Below are 21,255 nucleotides of genomic sequence, written 5' to 3'. Positions count from 1 at the left end.
CTCACAAAACGGCCGTTATCTTATAGCAAAACGGCGGCCAGAGGCCGCCGTTTAGTGCATTGCGCGAGTTTTTACTCCGCCGTTGCCGGCTCAACCGTCGGTGCCGGTTTGGGCAGCGACGAGAGGAACGCCATGATCAACGCCGCTACATAGGGCAGCGACTGCACCAGCAGCATGACCACCCAGAAGCGCATGTCATTGCTCGGCAGGCCCTGCACCAGGTAGATCCCCAGCGCCGCGCCCCACAACAGCAGCATGATGAACATTTCTTCGCGGGCTTCGGAAATCGCTACCCAGAAGCCGTGGTTATCCGCGTTTTTCGGTGTACGAAAGAACGGAATGCTGGTGGTGAAGAAGCCGTACAGCACCGCTTTGGCGATGGTATGGGACAACGCCAGCCCGGCGAGTGCCGCGCAGAACGCATCTTTCAAGTTCACGCCCACCGCACGGCGGTAGAGGAAGATGATCTTGCCGACCTTGAACACGAACAGCGCCAACGGCGGGATCGCGAAAATCAGCAGCGGCGGGTCGACCCGGGTTGGCACGATGATCATCGCCGCCGACCACAACAGCGCGCCGACGGTGAAGAAGATGTTCATGCCATCCGCCACCCACGGCAACCAGCCCGCGAGGAAGTGATAGCGCTGGCCACGGGTCAGCTCGGTGTCCTTGCCGCGCAACAGGCTGGCGGTGTGCCGCTTGATGATCTGAATCGCACCGTAGGCCCAGCGGAAACGCTGTTTCTTGAAGTCGATAAAGGTATCCGGCATCAGGCCCTTGCCGTAGCTGTCGTGGTAGTACGCCGCCGACAGGCCTTTCTCGAACACCCGCAGACCGAGTTCGGCATCTTCACAGATGCACCAGTCGGCCCAGCCGAGCTCTTCGAGCACCGAGCGGCGGGTCATGGTCATGGTGCCGTGCTGGATGATCGCGTCACGGTCGTTGCGGGTGACCATGCCGATATGGAAGAAGCCTTTGTATTCGGCGTAGCAGAGCTTCTTGAAGGTGCTTTCGTTCTGGTCGCGGTAGTCCTGCGGCGATTGCACGACCGCGATTTTCGGGTCGGCGAAGTGCGGCACCATGTGCTTGAGCCAGTTCGGCGACACGCAGTAGTCCGAGTCGATCACCGCGATCACTTCGGCATCCTTGGCGGTGTGCGGGATCAGGTAGTTCAGCGCGCCGCCCTTGAAACCGGCCAGGGGCGCGACGTGGAAGAACTTGAAGCGCGGGCCCAGGGTTGCGCAGTAGTCACGCACCGGCTCCCACACCGCCGGGTCCTTGGTGTTGTTGTCGATGATCAGGACTTCGTAGTCCGGGTAATCGAGGGCGGCCAGGGCGTCGAGGGTCTGTTTGACCATCTCTGGCGGCTCGTTGTAGCACGGCACGTGGATCGACACTTTCGGGCGGTAGTCCGAATCCCCTTCAACCGGCAGGAATTCACGCCGGCGCTTGTGAGTCCAGACCGCTTCGGCCAATTCGTGGGCTTCGGTCAGCAACACGATGAATACGCCCAGCGCACCGAGCGCCAACAGGAATCCGACCGTCAGGCTGAACCAGGTGCTGTATTGCTGGCTGTAGTCGTAGCCGATCCACACCAGCACCGACCCGCACAGGAACGCGATAAAGGTCAGGAAGGTGCGGCCACGCTGGCGCAAGGCCGAGCCGTCGATCATCAGCAGGGTCAGGGACAGCAGCGCAAGCACCACCGAACCGATGGCCAGCACGCGCCACTGCGGGATGGCGACCACCGGGCCTTCGAAGTTGAATTTCTGCTGGCGTGCGGCGTTGTACACGCCCCAGTAGGCGCCCACCGAACCTTCGTCGCTGGCTTTCCACGGCTGGTCGAAGGCCTCGATCACGAAGTAGTTGTAGCCCTGGCGGTTCAGCGTATTGACCAGCTTGCGCAGGTAAATTGCCTGGTCCGCCGGCGAGGCGTCAGCACCACCGCGCATGCGCCCGTTGCTCGGCCAGCCAACCTCCGACAGCAGCAGCGGCTTTTTCGGGAAGGTCTTCTTCAGGTCCCTGGCACGGTCGAGTACGAACTGGCCCGCCTGGTCGACCGGAATATGTTCCCAGTACGGCAGGATGTGCGCGGCGATCAAGTCGACGTGCTTGGCCAGTTGCGGGTTATGTTCCCAGATGTGCCATTGCTCGGAGGTGGTCACCGGCACTTTCACGGCAGCGCGCACGCGGTCCAGCAGCACGATCAGCGCTTCGGGGGTGATTTCTTCACGGAACAACGCTTCGTTACCGACGACTACCCGCACAACGCTGCGCGAGCTGTTGGCGATCTCGATGGCGCGCTGGATTTCACGCTCGTTGCGCTCCAGGTCCGGGCTGATCCAGATCCCCAGCGTCACGCGCAGGCCGAACTCTTCGGCGAGCTTGGGGATATCCCCCAGCGTACCGTCGACCGAGTAGGTACGGATGTTGTCCGTCAGCTTGCTCATGATCGCCAGATCCTGGCGCATCTGGTCGTCGGTCGGGTACTGGTCTTTCTGCGGGTACTGGCCTTGCTGGAACGGCGAGTAGGAAAAACCGGAGATCTGCTCGGGCCAGTTAGGGGTGGTGACCGGGCGGTTGATCAGCGCCCAGAAGCCGGTGAACAGCGCGGCAATTGCCAGCACCACCACCAGGTTGAGTCCAAATTTACGCGATGACATGGCTATTTCGGGTTCCAAAGGGTGTGGAACGAAAAGAGGTGTCGGCCTACGCCGAACGGCGCGCATCCTACACCGGCGCTTCCCTGAGCGTATAGCAGACAGAGAAAAGCCGGACGTTAGTCAGCGAAAGACCACCTAAGTTCTTTACTTGTAACTTGTAGCTTAAAACTTGCCGCTGCGTAGCCCATAATGCGCGCCGGTTTTTGGGGTAATGGTCATGAGTACAGAAGATCCGCGGTTTGCAGGCGTCGCCCGCTTGTATGGCATTGAAGGCCTGGAACGCTTGAAAGCGGCCCATGTGGCAATCGTCGGCGTTGGCGGCGTGGGCTCCTGGGCGGCTGAAGCCATGGCCCGCTGCGGGGTGGGCGAGATTTCGCTGTTTGACCTGGACGATGTTTGCGTCAGCAACAGCAACCGCCAGTTGCACGCCCTGGACATCACCGTGGGCAAGCCCAAGGTCGAAGTGATGGCCGAGCGCCTGCGCGGCATCAACCCGGATTGCACGGTGCACGCGGTGGCCGACTTCGTGACCCGCGACACCATGGCCGAATACATCACGCCGACCATCGATTGCGTGATCGACTGCATCGACGCCGTCAACGCCAAGGCCGCGCTGATCGCCTGGTGCAAGCGCCGCAAGATCCAGATCATCACCACCGGCGGCGCGGGCGGGCAGATCGACCCGACGCTGATCCAGGTCTGTGACCTGAACCGTACCTTCAACGACCCGCTGGCCTCGAAAGTGCGTTCCACCTTGCGCCGCGATTACGGCTTTTCCCGCACCGTGACCCGCCATTACAGCGTGCCGTGCGTGTTTTCCACCGAGCAGCTGCGCTATCCCAAGCCGGACGGCAGCATCTGTTTGCAGAAGAGTTTTGTCGGGGACGGGGTGAAGCTGGACTGCGCGGGTGGGTTTGGCGCGGTGATGATGGTCACGGCCACGTTTGGCATGGTGGCGGCGACCAAGGCCGTGGACAAGATCGTGGCCGGCGTGCGCAGGCCGTCGGAGCGAGTCAAGCCTGAGTGAATCTCACTGCTCAATACGCGCTTATAAGGTGGGGGCTGGCTTGCGTGCGGTAGCCTCACCGCGGTCTGACTGATAGACCGAGGTGCCTGCATCGCCGGCAAGCCAGCTCCCACATTTGATCTCCATCTGCCCGGTTGCCTGAGCCACACCTCAATTCCTGTGGGAGCTGGCTTGCCCGCGAAGGCAGTGTGTCAGTTGATGCATCAGGTGCCTGACACACTGCTTTCGCAGGCAAGCCAGCCCACGTTTAGTTTTGTGTACTGCTTAACTCGCGCATGCGTTGCAAGACGGCATTCAGGCCATTGCTGCGCGACGGCGACAGCTGCCGGGAAAGCCCCAGTTGAGCGAACCAGTCTGGCAGGTCAACGGCTTGCAACTCACTGGCCGACAAGCCATTGACCCGTGCCAGCAGCAACGCCACCAACCCCCGAATCATCCGCGCATCGCTGCTGGCAGCAAACTGCCAGTGGTCGTCCTCAAAACGTCCCACCAACCACACCAGGCTTTCACAGCCCTGCACCAGGTTGGCGTCGACCTTGTCCTCATCCGCCAATGGCGGCAGGCGGTCGCCCCATTGCATCAGCATCCGCGCGCGCTGCTCCCAACTGCCGATCGCCTGGAAGGCTTCCAGCGCGGCCACCGCATCCAACGGCAGGCTCATCGCAACATGTCCAGCGCCTGGTCGAGCGCTTCAAAGAAGCGTTCCAGGTCATCGGAGTCGTTGTACAGCGCCAGGGACACACGAATGGCCCCGGACAAATGCAGTGCCTTGAGCAGCGGCATCGCGCAATGATGGCCGGCGCGAACGGCAATGCCTTGCTCAGTCAGCAGGTGCGCAAGGTCGGCGTTGTGCACGCCCTCGACCACGAAACTCACCAGCGCCACCTGCGGCGCACCCAGCACACGCACGCCATTGCGTGCCTGCAGCCCGCGCAGCAGGTAGTCATGCAGTGCCGCTTCATGGGCGGTCACTGCCTGCTCGTCCAGTGAGCTCAGGTAATCCAGGCTGGCACCCATGCCGATCACACTGGCAATCGGCGGCGTTCCGGCCTCGAAGCCCAGCGGCGCGGGACGAAAGCTGGCGCTGTGATAATCGGCCTGCTGCACCATCTCGCCGCCGAACTGCCAGTGGCGCAGGTGATGCAGGGCTTCATTGCGGCCAAACAGCACACCGACGCCGTCCGGGCCGTAGAGTTTGTGGCTGGAAAATACATAAAAGTCGCAGCCCAGGGTCTGCACATCGTGGCGACCGTGGACGATGCCTTGCGCGCCATCGACCACCGTCAGCGCGCCATGGGCCTTGGCCAGGGCCAGCAAGGGCTCCAGCGGCTGCCAGGTACCGAGCACGTTGGACAGCTGGCTCACCGCCAGCAGGCGTGTACGTGGGCCGATCAACTCGGCAGCGGCATGCAGGTCGATCACGCCGTCAGCGCCCAGCGGCAACACCACCAGCGTGAGCGCGCGACGTTTGGCCAGTTGCTGCCAGGGCAGCAGGTTGGCGTGATGTTCCAGGGCGCTGATGACCAGCTCATCGCCCGCATTGAATAAGTGCTCGAGGCCATACGCCAAGAGGTTCAGCGCTGAGGTAGCGCCATGGGTAAACACGATTTGCCCGCTGTCACCTGCGTTCAACCACTGCGCAACCTTGCTGCGACTGTCCTCGAAGGCCTGGGTCGCATGGGCACCCGGCAAATGCTGGGCACGGTGCACATTGGCTGCGCCATTGGCGTAGTAATGGCTGATGGCATCCAACAGGGCTTGGGGCTTTTGTGTGGTGGCGGCGTTGTCCAGGTAGGTCTGGTCTTGCCGTTGCAGGGTGGCGATGGCCGGAAAATCGGCGCGCCAGGGGGAGGGCACAAGCATGGTGATCAAGACTCGTATAAGCGAGCCGCAACCCGAAGGCGCGGCCCGCTAGTGGCATCGAGTGGCTGCTTAGTTGTGAGCGTGCAGCGCTTCGTTCAGTTCGATGGCCGATTTGTGGGTTTTGCACTCCACGGCACCGGTCTCGGAGTTGCGGCGGAACAGCAGGTCCGGCTGGCCGGCCAGCTCGCGAGCCTTGACCACCTTGACCAGTTGGTTCTGCTCATCAAGCAGCGCGACCTTGGTCCCGGCGGTGACGTACAGGCCCGATTCCACGGTGTTGCGGTTACCCAACGGGATGCCGATACCGGCGTTGGCGCCGATCAGGCAGCCTTCGCCGACCTTGATCACAATGTTGCCGCCGCCCGACAGGGTGCCCATGGTGGAGCAACCGCCGCCCAGGTCCGAGCCCTTGCCGACGAACACGCCCGCCGAAACACGGCCTTCGATCATGCCCGGGCCTTCGGTGCCGGCGTTGAAGTTGACGAAACCTTCGTGCATCACCGTGGTGCCTTCGCCCACGTAGGCGCCCAGGCGGATACGCGCGGCGTCAGCGATACGCACGCCGGCTGGTACCACGTAGTCGGTCATTTTCGGGAACTTGTCCACCGAGAACACTTCCAGCAGCTCGCCACGCAGGCGCGCTTCCAGTTGGCGTTCGGCCAGTTCGTTGATGTCGATGGCGCCCTGGCTGGTCCACGCTACGTTTGGCAGCTGCGGGAACACACCGGCCAGGCTCAGGCCATGCGGCTTGACCAGGCGATGCGAGAGCAGGTGCAGCTTGAGGTAGGCCTCAGGCGTGGAGGTCAGTGCGGCGTCTTCGGCCAGCAGGGTGGCAACCAGCGGGTTGTGGCTTTCTGCCAGGCGGCTCAGCAGTGCGGCCTGGGCAGTGTCGACGCTTTTCAGCGCGTCAGCCAGTTGCAGGGCTTGGGTCACGGTGAAGGTGATCGCCTGGTTGCCTTCGCTGTAGCCGAGGATTGGCGCGATGGCGGCAACGATTTCAGCCGATGGGTTGAGCAAGGGTTGTGCGTAAAACACTTCCAGCCAAGCACCTTGGCGGTTCTGAGTGCCGACGCCGAAGCCCAGGCTGAACAGGGAATTGGACATGCTGTTACCTCTACAAAAATGGAAGGGCTGGCCTACTTGAGGGCCGCCGAATAACTATCTGGCTTGAAGCCAATCAGGGTTCTGTCACCGAGATCAAGCACCGGGCGCTTGATCATCGAGGGTTGTGCGAGCATCAGTTCAATAGCTTTCGACTGATCGAGATCGGCTTTGCGTTCGTCTTCGAGTTTGCGAAAGGTGGTGCCCGCACGGTTCAAAACCACCTGCCAACCGTGCTCGTTGCACCATTGGGTCAAGTGTTCGCGGTCGATACCGGCCGTTTTGTAGTCGTGGAACTCATAACTGACGCCGTGCTCATCGAGCCACGTGCGCGCCTTTTTCATGGTGTCGCAGGCTTTGATGCCGAAAAGGTGCAACGTTTTGCTTGAAACGGTCAAGGAATTGCCCCCCTTTGGACAAATGAAACTGAAAGGTCACGGATTATGCCACGGCCAGCGGGTTTGGGTGCCTCTCGTCAGCACCGTGCGACTTTTGTGCAAAGGCCAGCGCGCAGCATAGGCGAGTAACATAGCCCGGTAATATGGCACTTCAACGGCCAGTTGTTGCCTGATAGGTGTCGTTGCAAGTCGATTGTCCGGGAAACCCGCGTTATGCAAACCGCCTACACCGTTCTTATCCTGCTGATGCTGGTCAGCGTTTCGCGCCTGGTCGGGCGCATCATTCCCTTGCCGTTGCCCCTCGTACAGATTGCCGCCGGCGCCTTGCTGGCATGGCCTACGCTGGGGTTGCATGTGGCGCTGGACCCGGAGCTGTTCCTGTTTCTGTTCCTGCCGCCGCTGCTGTTCTCCGATGGCTGGCGCATGCCCAAGCGCGAGTTGTGGCGCCTGCGCGGGCCGATCCTGACGCTGGCCGTGGGGCTGGTGCTGTTCACTGTGGTCGGTGCCGGCTACTTCATCCATTGGCTATTGCCGACGATTCCTTTGCCGGTGGCCTTCGCCCTGGCCGCCGTGCTGTCGCCGACGGATGCCGTGGCGGTGTCGGCGATTGCCCAGAACCGTTTGCCGACCCCCCTGATGCATATGCTCCAGGGCGAGGCGTTGATGAATGATGCCTCGGGCCTGGTGACCTTTAAGTTTGCCCTGGCAGCGGCGTTGACCGGCGTGTTCTCGTTGGCCGATGCCAGCCTGACCTTTGTGTTGGTCGCGGTGGGGGGGCTGGCAGTCGGGGTGGCGCTGAGCTGGCTGGTCGGCCGCCTGCGCGCCTGGATGATCGCGCGGGGCTGGGACGACCCGGCGACCCACGTAGTGTTCATGTTGCTGCTGCCGTTTGCCGCCTATGTGTTGGCTGAACGCCTTGGCGCCTCGGGCATCCTGTCGGCGGTCGCCGCGGGCATGATGCAAAGCTGGCTCGACCTGCTGCCGCGCCAGACCAGCACGCGCCTGCTCAACCGCAGCGTCTGGTCGCTGCTGGAGTTTGCCTTCAATGGCTTGATCTTCCTGCTGTTGGGCCTGCAATTGCCGGACATCATCAAGGCTGTGGTCAGCCATGAGCCGACGCTGTGGCCGACCTTGTTGTATCGCTGCCTGGACGTGATCGCGATTTTCCTGGTGCTGGTGGTGTTGCGCTTTATCTGGGTGCAAAGCATCTGGCGCCTGTCAGGCTTGCTCCGCCGTCTGCGTGGGAAAAGTGAGTTGACCCTGGTGCCCACTGCACGCTCCTGCTGGCTGTTGACCGTCGGCGGTGTGCGCGGTGCGGTGACCCTGGCCGGCGTCATGTCGGTGCCATTGTTGCTGGCGCCGGGCCAGGATTTTCCCGAGCGCGACCTGCTGATCTTCATCGCGGCCGGCGTGATCCTGCTGTCGCTGATTGCCGCCTGTATCGCCTTGCCGCTGCTGTTGCGCGGCATCGAAAAAAGCCCGGATGAAAAGCGCCACAACGAGGTACGCGAGGCCTGGAAAAAGACTGCGGTGGCCGCAATTCATGCCCTGGAGACAGAGGAACCCGCCGAAAGCGGCACCCCGGACGCCGCCCAGGCCGCACTGGCGACCGAGCTGAAGGCGCGGCTGATGTCGGAATATCGTCATCAACTCGAAGTGTTCAACGACTCGGCAGAAGCCCAGGCGCTGGCGCAGCAGATGGATCAGCTTGAACGCAAACTGCGCCTCAAGGCCCTGCGTGCGCAGCGGTTGGAGCTGTACAGCCTGAGCCGTCATCACCAGATTGGTGATGACGTATTGCGCGAGGTGTTGGCGGATCTGGATATGAGCGAGGCGAACCTGGGTCAGGTTAAATGAACGTTGTGATGGACCTGGGCTTGAATAAAGAAGCGCAAGGATACTCAAGCCCTGATTATCACCCTCATGGCCGTGTTAAGAAGTTTGCCCAGCAGTGAATTGTTCAATGGATAAAGCGACTGCATAAAATGCTTATCTCCTTCAGACAGCTGTGTGTTGCCGACGAGGGGGTTTCCATCTTTTAGTGTCGAGGCGGAAAACCTGTAGTGCATGATGGAATTTCTGTCATAGCCAGAGGTTTTGACTTCTTCACGCTGGAATGTATGAACGATGTCATGGTTGGCTTGGCGTCTGGTCTTGTTTCTCGACTCGTAGTCTTTGTAAATATTCTCTTTGTTCAACTCCAACGTTCGGTCGGGATGCTTATGTTCGTGCCTCAACCCCAGGGCGTGGCCGAACTCATGCTGAATCTTGACTCCAACAGCAACTGGCGAATTCGCAAAGCCAATGCTCATGGTGGGTTCGACGGGGGGTGTATTTCTTGCGTCGGTGCCAACATTTGACCACGCTGCGCTGGTGTCATTGTTGGCAGTAATTCGTATGTCCCCGTTGGGCGTATCAATGAACTTGAAATAAAGATTGGTGTGAGGCGCCCATTTATTAATGTTCTGTTTTGTTAAGTTCTTTTGTTCTTGCGTCATGTTCAATAATGAGATGTTCAGGACTGAATGCTGAGGCCATGTTTTATTCGGGCTTGCTACACCACGTTTGTTCCGGGTCAATGGGAGGGGTGGACTTTCGACTGGGGCGGCGAGAGGCGCGTGCGCGGAGTGTGTGTAAGCAGGCGAGGGGAGTATGTTGAGTGTCATGAGGTCCACCGCTTAGCTGATGTCAGGTAGGCCTTGGTGGATTCTTTATGGAGCGCAGTTCCCATGTGATCGGTTGCAGATTGCATCTGCAGAGGCCGCCCCAGTGTGTAGGGGCGGCTCCAGGAGTTAGCGGCGACGCTGGATAAAGTCGCGAATCCGCTCAGCCGCCTCCACACACTCTGCCAATGGCGCGACCAGTGCCAGGCGCACACGCCCGGCGCCGGGGTTGAAACCGTCGACTTCCCGCGACAGGTACGAACCCGGCACCACGGTCACGTGTTCTTCCACGAACAGGTCGCGGCAGAAGGCGGCATCGTCGCCATTCACATTCGGCCACAGGTAGAACCCGCCGTCCGGGGCCTGTACGTCCAGCACCGGCTTGAGGATTGCCAGCACGGCGTCGAACTTCTCGCGATACAGGTCGCGGTTGGCCTGCACGTGGGCTTCGTCCTGCCAGGCGGCGATGCTCGCCAGTTGGGTTTGCACGGGCATCGCGCAGCCGTGGTAAGTGCGGTACAGCAGGAAACCCTTGAGGATGTCGGCATCGCCGGCCACGAAGCCCGAGCGCAGGCCTGGCAGGTTGGAGCGCTTGGACAGGCTGTGGAACACCACGCAACGCTTGAAGTCCTTGCGACCCAGCGCCACGCAGGCACTGAGCAGGCCTGGCGGCGGGGTCTGTTCGTCGAAGTACAGCTCGCTGTAGCACTCGTCGGCGGCGATCACGAAGTCGTATTCGTCGGCCAGGGCGATCAGTTTTTTCAGTGTGTCGACCGGGATCAGGGCGCCGGTCGGGTTGCCTGGGGAGCACAGGAAGAGGATCTGGCAGCGTTTCCAGATATCGGGCGAGACCGCATCGAAATCCGGGTTGAAGCCATTCTCGTCCAGGCACGGCAGGTAGTGCGGCTTGGCCCCGGCCAGGAACGCGGCGCCTTCGTAGATCTGGTAGAACGGGTTCGGGCTGACGACCAGCGCGTCGTCGCCGCGGTTGACCACGGTCTGGGTGAAAGCGAACAAGGCCTCACGGGTGCCATTGACCGGCAGGATGTTACGCGCCGGATCGAGCCAGCCCTTGGGCACATTGAAGCGGCGTTCGCACCAGGCGCCGATGGCCTCGCGCAGGGCCGGGATGCCCAGGGTAGTGGGGTAGACCGCCATTTGGTCGAGGTTGTTGCTCAGCGCTTCGGCGACGAATGCCGGCGACGTGTGTTTGGGTTCGCCGATGGACAGCGCGATCGGGCGTTTGTCCGGGTTCGGCGTGACACTGCCGAGCAGGGCGCGCAATTTCTCGAACGGGTAGGGCTGCAGCTGGTTCAGGGCGTTGTTCATAAGGGCCTCAATCACGGTGGGCACGGACCCTGTGGGAGCTGGCGTGCCTGCGATGGCATCGCGTCGGTGTAGCTGATACACCGAGCGGCCCGTATCGCAGGCAAGCCAGCTCCCACAGGGATCGTGTTTACAACGTTAAATAATCAAATGGTCAGGCGCGACAGCTCGACGCCGGGCTCCTGGGTCACGCTCAACTGCTGGACGATGGCCTCCTGCAAGCGGCGGCACAGCTCAGGGTCGGACAGCGGCTGGTTATCGGCATCGGTAATAAAGAACACGTCTTCCACGCGCTCGCCGAGGGTCGCAATCTTGGCGTTCTGCAATGACAGGTCGAACTCCAGGAAAATCCCGCCGATACGCGCCAGCAGGCCTGGCCGGTCCGGGGCGCTGAGTTCCAGCACCGTCACCGGGCGCTGGGCGTCGTTGGAAATGGTGACCTGGGGCGCGAACGCAAAGTGCTTGAGCTGGCGCGGTACGCGGCGCTGGATGATGGTCGGGTAGTCATCCGGGTTGCGCAGCGCTTCGGTCAGGCCTTCGCGGATCTTTTTCACGCGCACCGGGTTGTCGCCGATCGAGTCGCCGTCGGTGTCGAGCACGATATAGGTGTCGAGGGTGAACTGGCTGCTGGAGGTGATGACCCGGGCGTCATGGATGTTCAGGTTGAGCTGGTCCATCGCCGCCACGGTCACGGCGAAGAAATCGTGCTGGTCGGGGGCGTAGATGAAAATCTGCGTGCCGCCTTCGAATTCGCGCTGGGTGGTTTCCTTGATCAGCACCAGCGGGCCGCCATCGGCAGGCTGCTGCAGGATCGCGTCAGTGTGCCAGGCAACATCGCCGGCGGTGTGGCGCAGGAAATAATCGTCTCCCAGCTGCGACCACAGCTGTTCGACGTCGTCCGGGTCATTGCCGCCGCGCACCAGGATATCCAGGGCTGCGCTTTGCGTACGGCGGATCTGCTCCTCGCGGTCCACCGGGTTTTCCAGGCCGCGACGCAGGGCGCGCTTGGTCTCGGTGTACAGCTGGCGCAACAGGCTGGCGCGCCAGGAGTTCCACAGCGTCGGGTTGGTGGCGTTGATGTCGGAGACGGTCAGCACGTACAGGTAATCGAGGCGGGTTTCATCGCCGACGATCTGCGCGAAATCATGGATCACCTGCGGGTCGGACAAGTCCTTGCGCTGGGCGGTGGTCGACATCACCAGGTGGTTCTGCACCAGCCAGACGATCAGGCGGCTGTCCCACAGCGGCAACTGGTGGCGCTGGCAGAAGGCCTCGGCATCCACTGCACCGATTTCCGAGTGGTCGCCGTGCCGGCCTTTGCCGATGTCGTGGTACAGGCCGGCCAGGTAGATCAGCTCCGGCTTGGGCAGCTTGGCCATTAGCTTACTGGCCAGCGGGAATTTCTCTGACACCTGGGTGTACTGCAATTTACGCAGGTGCTTGATCAGGTTGAGGGTGTGGGCGTCCACCGTATAGATGTGGAACAGGTCGTGCTGCATCTGCCCGACGATAAAGCCGAATTCCGGCAGATAGCGCCCGAGAATGCCGTAGCGGTTCATCCGACGCAGGTTGCGGTGGATGCCGATCTTGCACTTGAACAGCTCGATGAACAGGCTGGTGTTGCGAATGTCGTGGCGAAAATCGTCGTCGATCAGGTGACGGTTTTCTCGCAGCAGGCGAATGGTGTCGGCGCGCACACCTTTGATTTCCGGCTGTTGGGCCATCAGCACAAAGATTTCCAGCATGGCGAACGGGGTGCGGCGGAACACGTTGTCGTTGCGCGCCTCGATATAGCCGTCATGCAATTGGAAGCGCGAGTTGATCGGCTGCGGCGGCGCTTCGTCTTCAGGGGCCAGGATCACTTCTTCGAAGTGCTGGATGATCAGGTCGCTGAGCTGGGCAATGCTCATGACCACCCGGTAATACTGCTGCATGAAGCTTTCGATGCTGGTCTTGGCGTCCTCGCCTTCGAACCCCAGCAGGGTCGCGATGGAGCGCTGGTGGTCGAACAGCAGGCGGTCTTCGGCGCGCCCGGCGAGCATGTGCAGGGCGTAGCGCACTTTCCAGAGAAACTCCTGGGACGAAGCCAACAGGGCGTTTTCGCTCTCGACCAGGAACCCTTCGCCCGCGAGGGCGCGCAGGTTCAGGGTGCCGTACTGGCGACGGGCAACCCACAAAATCGTCTGGATATCCCGCAGCCCGCCCGGCGAGCCTTTGACGTTGGGTTCCAGGTTGTATTCGGTGTCGTTGTACTTGTGGTGGCGGGCCTTCTGCTCGGCACGCTTGGCCAGGAAGAAGTCCTTGCTCGGCCACATGTTTGCGGTACTGGTGACTTCGAGCATGCGCTGGCGCAGGCGCTCGGGGCCGGCGATGGTGCGGCTTTCCATCAGGTTGGTGATCACCGTCAGGTCGGCGCGGGCCTCTTCGGCGCACTCGTCCACCGAACGCACGCTCTGGCCGACTTCCAGGCCGATGTCCCACAGCAGCGTCAGAAATCGCTCGATGGAATCGCGAAAGATCTCATGATCGGCGCTGTCCAGCAGGATCAGCAGGTCGATGTCGGAGTAGGGGTGCAACTCGCCGCGACCGTAGCCGCCGACCGCCACCAGGGCGATGTCGGCGTCTTCGCTCCAGCTGAACTGTTCCCAGGCCTTTTGCAGGATGTTATCGACGAACCAGGCGCGGTCCTCGATCAGCCGACGGATGTCCCGGCCGCTGCGAAAGCGCTCGTCGAGCACCTCGCGGGCCTGGCGGATAGCTTTCTTGAAAGCGGCGATAGGGCTCGCCTTCAGGGCCAGTTCGGCCTGGAACTGGCCACGGTCGAAGAGTTCGGGATCCACCTGGGGCATCGATCGGCTTTCCTTTCTATCTAACAGTCAGTCACAACACAATGGGGGAAAACCAAGGCTGCTGCCTTACGCCGAAACGCGAGGGATCGTGTCGTCGGCGCGCAGGGTGAAGATCTCGTAGCCGGTCTCGGTGACTAGCAGGGTGTGTTCCCACTGGGCCGAGAGCTTGCGGTCCTTGGTGATGGCGGTCCAGCCGTCGCCCAGCACCTTGGTGTCGGCCTTGCCCTGGTTGATCATCGGCTCGATGGTGAAGGTCATGCCGGCCTTGAGTTCCATGCCGGTGCCGGCACGGCCGTAGTGCAGGATCTGCGGCTCCTCGTGGAACACTGTGCCGATGCCGTGCCCGCAGAATTCGCGCACCACCGAGAAGCCGTTCTTTTCAGCATGCTTCTGGATCACTTCACCGATGTCGCCCAGGCGGCAGCCAGGCTTGACGATTTCGATGGCCTTGTACATGCATTCCTGGGTGACTTGGGACAGGCGCTCGGCCCAGACCGGCACGGTGCCGACGTGGAACATGCGGCTGGTGTCGCCGAAGTAGCCATCCTTGATCACGGTGACGTCGATGTTCAGGGTGTCGCCTTCCTTCAGTGGCTTGTCACCCGGGATCCCGTGGCAGACCACGTGGTTGACCGAGGTGCAGATCGACTTGGGGAAGCCCTTGTAGTTCAGCGGCGCAGGGATGGCCTTTTGCACGTCGACTATATAGTCGTGGCAGATCTGGTTGAGCGTTTCGGTGGTGACGCCTGGCTTGACGTGCTCGGCAATCATTTCCAGCACGTCGGCAGCCAGTTTGCCGGCGATGCGCATGCCGGCGATGTCTTCGGCGGATTTCAAACTAACGGTCATACAGGCTCTCTCTAGCGCGACGCGCTGAAATCAATACGGTTTACGGGTGTGCGACAAAAGGTTGCAGAACTCGCACAAGCCCCAAAAAACGCGATTCTAACAGACGATGGCGTCAAATCATGACCCTCTGATGATCGCTTCTCTCTATCAGATGGGGCTAAATTCGCTCTATTCAAAGGGTTACGCCAATGCCGCGCACGGCAAATGTGATTGCGGGTTTCGTTTTCGCCCTTCGTGTGGTATAAAATGCGCCGCTTTCCGGGGATACCCCGCAAAGCTTAAATCCACACACGTGTCGACACGATGACCTGGGTGCCGGAGGCCTTGCTGCCGCTGGTTGGTCATTGGGATACGTGGAGGCCAAACCCGACTTATTAAGGAACTATCATGTCCCAAGTCAACATGCGCGATATGCTGAAGGCCGGTGTGCACTTCGGTCACCAGACCCGTTACTGGAACCCGAAAATGGGTAAGTACATTTTCGGCGCGCGTAACAAGATCCACATTATCAACCTTGAAAAAACCCTGCCAATGTTCAACGAAGCTCTGACTTTCGTAGAGCGCCTGGCCCAGGGCAAAAACAAGATTCTGTTCGTCGGCACCAAGCGTTCCGCTGGCAAGATCGTTGCTGAAGAAGCAGCACGTTGCGGTTCGCCGTACGTCGATCACCGCTGGTTGGGCGGCATGCTGACCAACTTCAAAACCATCCGTGCTTCCATCAAGCGTCTGCGTGACCTTGAAGTGCAAGCCGAAGACGGTACTTTCGCCAAGCTGACCAAGAAAGAAGCGCTGATGCGCTCCCGTGATCTGGAAAAGCTCGATCGTTCCCTGGGTGGTATCAAGGACATGGGCGGTCTGCCTGACGCACTGTTCGTTATCGACGTTGATCACGAGCGCATCGCGATCACCGAAGCCAACAAGCTGGGCATCCCGGTTATCGGCGTAGTCGATACCAACAGCAGCCCGGAAGGCGTTGACTACATCATCCCAGGCAACGATGACGCAATCCGCGCTATCCAGCTGTACATGGGTTCGATGGCTGATGCTGTAATCCGTGGTCGCAACCACGTTGCTGGCGGTACCGAGCAGTTCGTTGAAGAAGCTCCGGTAGCAGCCGCTGAGTAATTGACGCCCTGGCGTTGACTCAGTAAGCAAAAAGGGGGCTTGGCCCCCTTTTTGCCACCTCGAAAACCATTTGTGGGCGCCCTTGTGGCAGCGCAACCTAGCGACTGTAACGTGCAGCGGCCTACAACGGAGATTCGGGAAGAATTGATCGCCCGTTTGATCGGGTGGAATGGTTGAAAACCTATCCAAGAGGATTTTGAAATGGCAGAGATTACTGCAGCGTTGGTTAAAGAACTGCGTGAGCGTACCGGCGAAGGCATGATGGATTGCAAAAAGGCCTTGACCAAGGCCGGCGGCGACATCGAAAAAGCCATCGACGACATGCGTGCTTCGGGCGCCATCAAGGCCGCCAAGAAGGCCGGTAACGTTGCTGCTGAAGGCGCCATCGCCCTGAAGGAAGACGGTAAATCCGCAGTCCTGCTGGAAGTGAACTCGCAGACCGACTTCCTGGCTCTGCAGGATGACTTCAAGGCATTCGTTGCTGCCAGCGTTGAAAAAGCATTCGCTGACAAGCTGACGACCGTTGAGCCTCTGATCGAAGCTCAAGAAGCTGCTCGCCTGGTACTGGTCGGCAAGGTTGGCGAAAACGTCAACATCCGTCGCCTGGCTCGCGTTGAAGGTGATGTTGTCGGTGGTTACCTGCACGGCAACAAAATCGGTGTAGCAGTTGTTCTGAAAGGCGGCGACGTTGAGCTGGCCAAAGACATCGCTATGCACGTTGCTGCCAGCAACCCTGAGTTCCTGCTGCCTTCGGAAGTTTCTGCCGAAGCGATCGAGCGTGAAAAAGCTGTGTTCCTGCAGCTGAACGAAGAAAAAATCAAAGGCAAGCCAGAAAACATTGTTGAGAACATGGTCAAGGGCCGTATCAGCAAGTTCCTGGCTGAAGCAAGCCTGGTTGAGCAGGCGTTCGTCAAGAACCCTGAAATCAAGGTTGGCGAACTGGCCAAGAAAGCCGGTGCTGAAATCGTTTCCTTCACTTACTTCAAAGTAGGCGAAGGCATCGAGAAGCCGGTCGACAACTTCGCTGAAGAAGTTGCTGCCCAGCTGGCTGCCGCCAAGCAATAAGACAGTTTTCAACTGTCGCCCAAAAGAGGCTGCCCGCTCACGCGCGCAGCCTCTTTTCAAATGGGCAGGCCGATTTTATTTGGCTTACCCTCGGAACTGGCTTACAAAGCCGTGTTCCGATGGCGCTGTGACAGCGTCCAGCTAGAGTGAACGCAAGCCGTAAACGGCTCGCCAAGAATTTTTTAAAAAATACGCCGCAGGAGAGATTCGCAATGGCTCAGCAGGGCAGTGGTTATCAGGCTCGCTATAAACGCATTCTACTCAAGCTTAGCGGCGAGGCCCTGATGGGCTCGGAAGAGTTCGGGATCGATCCGAAGGTGCTCGATCGCATGGCGCTTGAAGTCGGCCAACTGGTCGGTATCGGCGTGCAGGTCGGCCTGGTGATTGGCGGCGGCAACCTGTTCCGCGGCGCGGCACTGAGTGCGGCCGGCATGGATCGGGTAACCGGCGACCACATGGGCATGCTGGCCACTGTGATGAACGCCCTGGCGATGCGTGACGCCCTGGAGCGTGCCAATATCTCGGCTATCGTGATGTCGGCTATTTCCATGGTTGGCGTGACCGATCACTATGATCGCCGCAAAGCCATGCGCCACCTGAACTCCAAAGAAGTGGTGATCTTCGCTGCGGGTACTGGCAACCCGTTCTTCACCACGGACTCGGCTGCCTGCCTGCGCGCCATCGAGATCGATGCCGACGTAGTGCTCAAGGCCACCAAGGTGGACGGCGTCTACACCGCAGACCCATTCAAAGACCCGCATGCCGAGAAGTTCGATCATCTGACCTACGATGAAGTGCTGGATCGCAAGCTGGGTGTGATGGACCTGACGGCTATTTGCCTGTGCCGCGACCACAAGATGCCGCTGCGCGTATTTAACATGAACAAGCCCGGCGCCCTGCTGAACATCGTACACGGCGGCGCGGAAGGGACTCTGATCGAGGAAGGCCAACAATGATCAACGAAATCAAGAAAGACGCCCAAGCGCGTATGCAGAAATCCCTGGAGTCTCTGAGCCATGCTTTTGGCCAGATTCGTACCGGCAAGGCTCACCCAAGCATCCTGGGTAGCGTGATGGTGCCTTACTACGGCGCTGACACCCCGCTGAGCGGCGTGGCCAACGTCACTGTGAAAGACTCGCGCACCCTGCAGGTCGTGGCGTTCGAGCGCAACATGCTCGCTGCCGTCGACAAGGCAATCCAGAGCGCTGGGCTGAACCTCAACCCGACCAACCTGGGCGAGTTGCTGCTGATCTCCATGCCTGCCCTGACCGAAGAAACCCGCAAGGGCTTCACCAAGCAGGCGCGCAGCGCCGCGGAAGATGCTCGTGTTGCCGTGCGCAACATCCGTCGTGATGCCCTGGGTGACCTGAAGAAGCTGGTCAAGGACAAGGAAATCAGCGAAGACGAAGAGCGTCGCGCCGTCGCCGATATCGACAAGCTGACCAAGGACGCCGAGGCCCAGATCACCAAGGCCACGGAAGAGAAAGAAAAGGACCTGATGGCCGTATAAGGGGTCAGGACGCCTTCATGGAAAAGACCAAGCAGACTGTACCCTCTGTGGTGCCGCGCCATGTCGCGATCATCATGGATGGGAATAATCGCTGGGCGAAGAAACGCTTTATGCCGGGTGTTGCCGGGCATAAAGCGGGTGTCGATGCGGTACGGGCTGTGATTGAGGTGTGTGCCGAGGCCAAGGTCGAAGTCTTGACCCTGTTTGCCTTCTCCAGCGAGAACTGGCAGCGCCCGGCCGAAGAAGTCAGTGCCTTGATGGACCTGTTCTTCAAGGCCCTGCGTCGCGAGGCCAAGCGCCTCAACGACAACAACATCAGCCTGCGCATCATTGGCGATCGCTCGCGTTTCCACCCGGAACTGCAGGCCGCCATGCGCGAAGCCGAGGCCATTACCGCCGGGGTCAACCGTTTTGTGCTGCAGATCGCAGCCAACTACGGTGGCCAGTGGGATATCGCCCAGGCCGCGCAGCGACTGGCCCGCGAAGTGCAAGCCGGTCATCTGCGCCCGGACGACATCACGCCCGAACTGCTGCAGACCTGCCTGGTGACCGGCGACCTGCCGTTGCCGGACTTGTGCATCCGCACCGGTGGCGAGCACCGCATCAGCAACTTCCTGCTGTGGCAGCTGGCCTATACCGAGCTGTACTTCTCCGACCTGTTCTGGCCGGACTTCAAACACGATGCCATGCGTAATGCGCTGGCCGATTTCGCTTCCCGTCAGCGTCGCTTCGGTAAAACGAGCGAGCAGATCGAAGCTGGAGCCCGGGTTTAATGCTTAAACAACGAATCATCACAGCACTGATCCTGTTGCCGATCGCCTTGTGTGGGTTTTTCCTGCTCGATGGTTCCGGCTTTGCGCTGTTTATTGGCTTGGTCGTAACCCTGGGCGCCTGGGAATGGGCGCGTCTGGCGGGCTTCAGTGCACAGTTGCCACGTGTGGTGTACGCCGCAATCGTGGCGCTGTTGCTGTTTCTCATGTACATCCTGCCGGACGTCGCGCCCTGGGTGCTGGGGGCGGCGGTCTTGTGGTGGGCGCTGGCGACGTTCCTGGTGCTGACCTATCCGCGCACCAGCAGTCATTGGTCCAGTGTGGCCTGCAAGCTGGTCATTGGCCTGTTGATCCTGCTACCGGCCTGGCAAGGGCTGGTACTGATCAAGCATTCGCCGATGGGCAACTGGCTGATCATGGCGGTGATGGTGCTTGTCTGGGGCGCGGATATCGGCGCCTACTTCTCGGGTCGTGCGTTCGGCAAGCGCAAGCTGGCGCCGGCGGTCAGCCCGGGCAAGAGCTGGGAGGGCGTGTACGGCGGCCTGGCATTGACCCTGCTGATCACGCTGGTGGTGGGTGTGGTGCGTGACTGGTCGGTGAAGGAGATCTTCCTGGCGCTGCTGGGCACTGCCATCGTCGTCTTTATCTCGGTGGTCGGTGACCTGACCGAAAGCATGTTCAAGCGCCAGGCCGGGATCAAGGACAGCAGCAACCTGCTGCCGGGCCACGGCGGCGTGCTGGATCGTATCGACAGCCTGACGGCGGCCATCCCGATTTTTGCCGTACTGCTGTGGATGACTGCCTCGTGAGCCGCCTGCAACAGGTAACCGTGCTGGGCGCTACGGGCTCAGTAGGGCTGAGCACCCTGGACGTGATCGCCCGACACCCGGATCGCTATCAGGTCTTCGCGCTGACCGGGTTCTCCCGTTTGAGCGAATTGCTCGCCCTGTGTGTGCGCCATGCACCGCGTTTCGCGGTCGTGCCTGAGGCCGCGTTGGCGCGCGGGCTGCAGGATGATTTGCGGGCTGCCGGGCTGGCGACCCAGGTGTTGGTGGGCGAGGAGGGGCTGTGCCAGGTGTCGGCGGATGCCGAGGTGGATACCGTTGTCGCCGCCATCGTCGGGGCAGCTGGCTTGCGTCCAACCCTGGCGGCGGTCGATGCTGGCAAGAAGATCCTGTTGGCCAATAAAGAAGCGCTGGTGATGTCCGGTGCACTCTTTATGCAGGCGGTGCGCAAGAGCGGCGCGGTGTTGCTGCCCCTCGACAGTGAGCACAACGCTATCTTCCAGTGCATGCCGGGTGACTTTGCCCGAGGCCTGAGCCAGGTCGGCGTGCGTCGGATTCTGCTGACGGCCTCTGGTGGTCCTTTCCGTCAAACTCCGTTGGCTGAGCTGGAGCATGTGTCTCCGGACCAGGCCTGCGCTCATCCGAACTGGTCGATGGGGCGCAAGATCTCCGTGGATTCGGCAAGCATGATGAACAAGGGGCTGGAGTTGATCGAGGCCTGCTGGCTGTTCGATGCGCGCCCCGAGCAAGTCGAGGTGGTGATCCACCCGCAAAGTGTGATTCATTCCCTGGTCGACTATGTCGATGGTTCGGTGTTGGCGCAGTTGGGTAACCCCGACATGCGCACGCCCATCGCCAACGCCCTGGCCTGGCCGGAGCGGATTGATTCCGGCGTGGCGCCATTGGACCTGTTCGCAATTGCGCGGCTGGATTTCGAGGCGCCGGACGAGCAACGCTTTCCTTGCCTGCGCCTGGCACGACATGCGGCGCAAGCGGGTAACAGCGCACCGGCGATGCTCAATGCTGTCAATGAAGTGGCCGTGGCGGCGTTTCTCGAACGGCGCATCCGCTTTCCGCAGATCGCGAGTATCATCGAGGACGTCCTGGCGCTCGAGCCTGTCGTGGCAGTGAATGATCTGGGAGCGGTGTTCGAGGCTGATGCCAAGGCTCGTGCCCTGGCTCAACAATGGCTGGACCGCAACGCGCGTTAGTTTGAGGGCGTGTTTGAGCCTTCAGGCACTGGATTGGAATGCGGAGAAAT

The 21,255-nt window shown here is 60.7% G+C and carries 18 protein-coding genes; 9 read left to right on the top strand and 9 right to left on the bottom strand.

The window, feature by feature from the left end; all coding sequences use genetic code 11:
• Positions 1–71 precede the first annotated feature (71 nt).
• Complete coding sequence (locus BBG20_RS11325) at positions 72–2,663, bottom strand: glycosyltransferase (RefSeq protein WP_065903110.1); 2,592 nt, start codon at positions 2,661–2,663, stop codon at positions 72–74.
• 211 nt (positions 2,664–2,874) lie between these two features.
• Here BBG20_RS11325 and tcdA point away from each other — a divergent pair, with 211 nt between their 5' ends.
• The gene (gene tcdA / locus BBG20_RS11320) at positions 2,875–3,690 is read left to right on the top strand and encodes a tRNA cyclic N6-threonylcarbamoyladenosine(37) synthase TcdA (protein ID WP_083221362.1); all 816 of its coding nucleotides are present in this window, start codon (positions 2,875–2,877) and stop codon (positions 3,688–3,690) included.
• Between the two features lie 247 nt (positions 3,691–3,937).
• Here tcdA and BBG20_RS11315 read toward each other — a convergent pair whose 3' ends face one another.
• The 4 genes from BBG20_RS11315 to BBG20_RS11300 all read right to left on the bottom strand — a co-directional run bounded on the left by BBG20_RS11315 (position 3,938) and on the right by BBG20_RS11300 (position 6,998).
• Entirely contained in the window at positions 3,938–4,351 is a 414-nt protein-coding gene (locus tag BBG20_RS11315) for a SufE family protein (protein WP_065903105.1), read from the bottom strand.
• On the bottom strand, positions 4,348–5,553 hold the full coding sequence (locus BBG20_RS11310) for an aminotransferase class V-fold PLP-dependent enzyme (protein ID WP_065903102.1): 1,206 nt from the start codon (positions 5,551–5,553) through the stop codon (positions 4,348–4,350). Before BBG20_RS11310 ends, BBG20_RS11315 begins: the two co-directional genes overlap by 4 nt.
• A gap of 69 nt (positions 5,554–5,622) precedes the next feature.
• On the bottom strand, positions 5,623–6,657 hold the full coding sequence (dapD, locus tag BBG20_RS11305; RefSeq protein WP_065903100.1) for a 2,3,4,5-tetrahydropyridine-2,6-dicarboxylate N-succinyltransferase: 1,035 nt from the start codon (positions 6,655–6,657) through the stop codon (positions 5,623–5,625).
• A 32-nt stretch (positions 6,658–6,689) separates the two neighbouring features.
• Entirely contained in the window at positions 6,690–6,998 is a 309-nt protein-coding gene (locus BBG20_RS11300) for an arsenate reductase (protein ID WP_229999207.1), read from the bottom strand.
• 267 nt (positions 6,999–7,265) lie between these two features.
• Here BBG20_RS11300 and BBG20_RS11295 point away from each other — a divergent pair, with 267 nt between their 5' ends.
• Positions 7,266–8,909, top strand: coding sequence for a Na+/H+ antiporter (locus BBG20_RS11295; RefSeq protein ID WP_065903095.1), 1,644 nt, complete (start codon positions 7,266–7,268; stop codon positions 8,907–8,909).
• 44 nt (positions 8,910–8,953) lie between these two features.
• On the opposite strand, the gene BBG20_RS11290 is transcribed toward BBG20_RS11295, so the two are convergent.
• From BBG20_RS11290 to map, 4 genes are all read right to left on the bottom strand, one after another.
• A complete protein-coding gene (locus tag BBG20_RS11290; RefSeq protein ID WP_141697271.1) occupies positions 8,954–9,718 on the bottom strand; it encodes a M12 family metallopeptidase in 765 nt (254 codons plus the stop codon).
• Positions 9,719–9,844: 126 nt separating this feature from the next.
• Positions 9,845–11,044: a succinyldiaminopimelate transaminase gene (gene dapC, locus BBG20_RS11285; protein WP_065903090.1), complete on the bottom strand. Its 1,200-nt coding sequence runs from the start codon at positions 11,042–11,044 to the stop codon at positions 9,845–9,847.
• A gap of 143 nt (positions 11,045–11,187) precedes the next feature.
• Positions 11,188–13,890, bottom strand: a complete 2,703-nt coding sequence (locus BBG20_RS11280; protein ID WP_065903088.1) for a [protein-PII] uridylyltransferase — start codon at positions 13,888–13,890, stop codon at positions 11,188–11,190.
• A gap of 66 nt (positions 13,891–13,956) precedes the next feature.
• Entirely contained in the window at positions 13,957–14,739 is a 783-nt protein-coding gene (gene map / locus BBG20_RS11275; RefSeq protein ID WP_065903086.1) for a type I methionyl aminopeptidase, read from the bottom strand.
• Positions 14,740–15,126: 387 nt separating this feature from the next.
• Between map and rpsB the strand changes: the two genes are divergently transcribed.
• The 7 genes from rpsB (at position 15,127) to ispC (ending at position 21,205) form a co-directional block, all read left to right on the top strand.
• A complete protein-coding gene (gene rpsB, locus BBG20_RS11270; RefSeq protein WP_003189158.1) occupies positions 15,127–15,864 on the top strand; it encodes a 30S ribosomal protein S2 in 738 nt (245 codons plus the stop codon).
• 201 nt (positions 15,865–16,065) lie between these two features.
• Positions 16,066–16,929 carry a translation elongation factor Ts gene (tsf, locus tag BBG20_RS11265; protein WP_025855127.1) on the top strand — a complete coding sequence of 288 codons (864 nt, stop codon included), beginning with the start codon at positions 16,066–16,068 and terminating at the stop codon, positions 16,927–16,929.
• Positions 16,930–17,141: 212 nt separating this feature from the next.
• A complete protein-coding gene (gene pyrH, locus BBG20_RS11260) occupies positions 17,142–17,885 on the top strand; it encodes a UMP kinase (protein WP_003189161.1) in 744 nt (247 codons plus the stop codon).
• On the top strand, positions 17,882–18,439 hold the full coding sequence (frr, locus tag BBG20_RS11255; protein WP_016974404.1) for a ribosome recycling factor: 558 nt from the start codon (positions 17,882–17,884) through the stop codon (positions 18,437–18,439). The genes pyrH and frr overlap by 4 nt, the downstream gene beginning before the upstream one ends.
• Before the next feature lie 17 nt (positions 18,440–18,456).
• Positions 18,457–19,212 (top strand): polyprenyl diphosphate synthase, encoded by a 756-nt coding sequence (uppS, locus tag BBG20_RS11250; protein ID WP_065903084.1) that lies wholly within the window; start codon positions 18,457–18,459, stop codon positions 19,210–19,212.
• A complete protein-coding gene (locus BBG20_RS11245; protein ID WP_065903083.1) occupies positions 19,212–20,018 on the top strand; it encodes a phosphatidate cytidylyltransferase in 807 nt (268 codons plus the stop codon). Before uppS ends, BBG20_RS11245 begins: the two co-directional genes overlap by 1 nt.
• On the top strand, positions 20,015–21,205 hold the full coding sequence (ispC, locus tag BBG20_RS11240; protein WP_065903082.1) for a 1-deoxy-D-xylulose-5-phosphate reductoisomerase: 1,191 nt from the start codon (positions 20,015–20,017) through the stop codon (positions 21,203–21,205). Before BBG20_RS11245 ends, ispC begins: the two co-directional genes overlap by 4 nt.
• Positions 21,206–21,255: the final 50 nt, after the last annotated feature.

Source organism: Pseudomonas aylmerensis, assembly GCF_001702265.1.
Taxonomy (GTDB): domain Bacteria; phylum Pseudomonadota; class Gammaproteobacteria; order Pseudomonadales; family Pseudomonadaceae; genus Aquipseudomonas; species Aquipseudomonas aylmerensis.
This window is presented reverse-complemented; position numbering and strand designations above follow the sequence as displayed.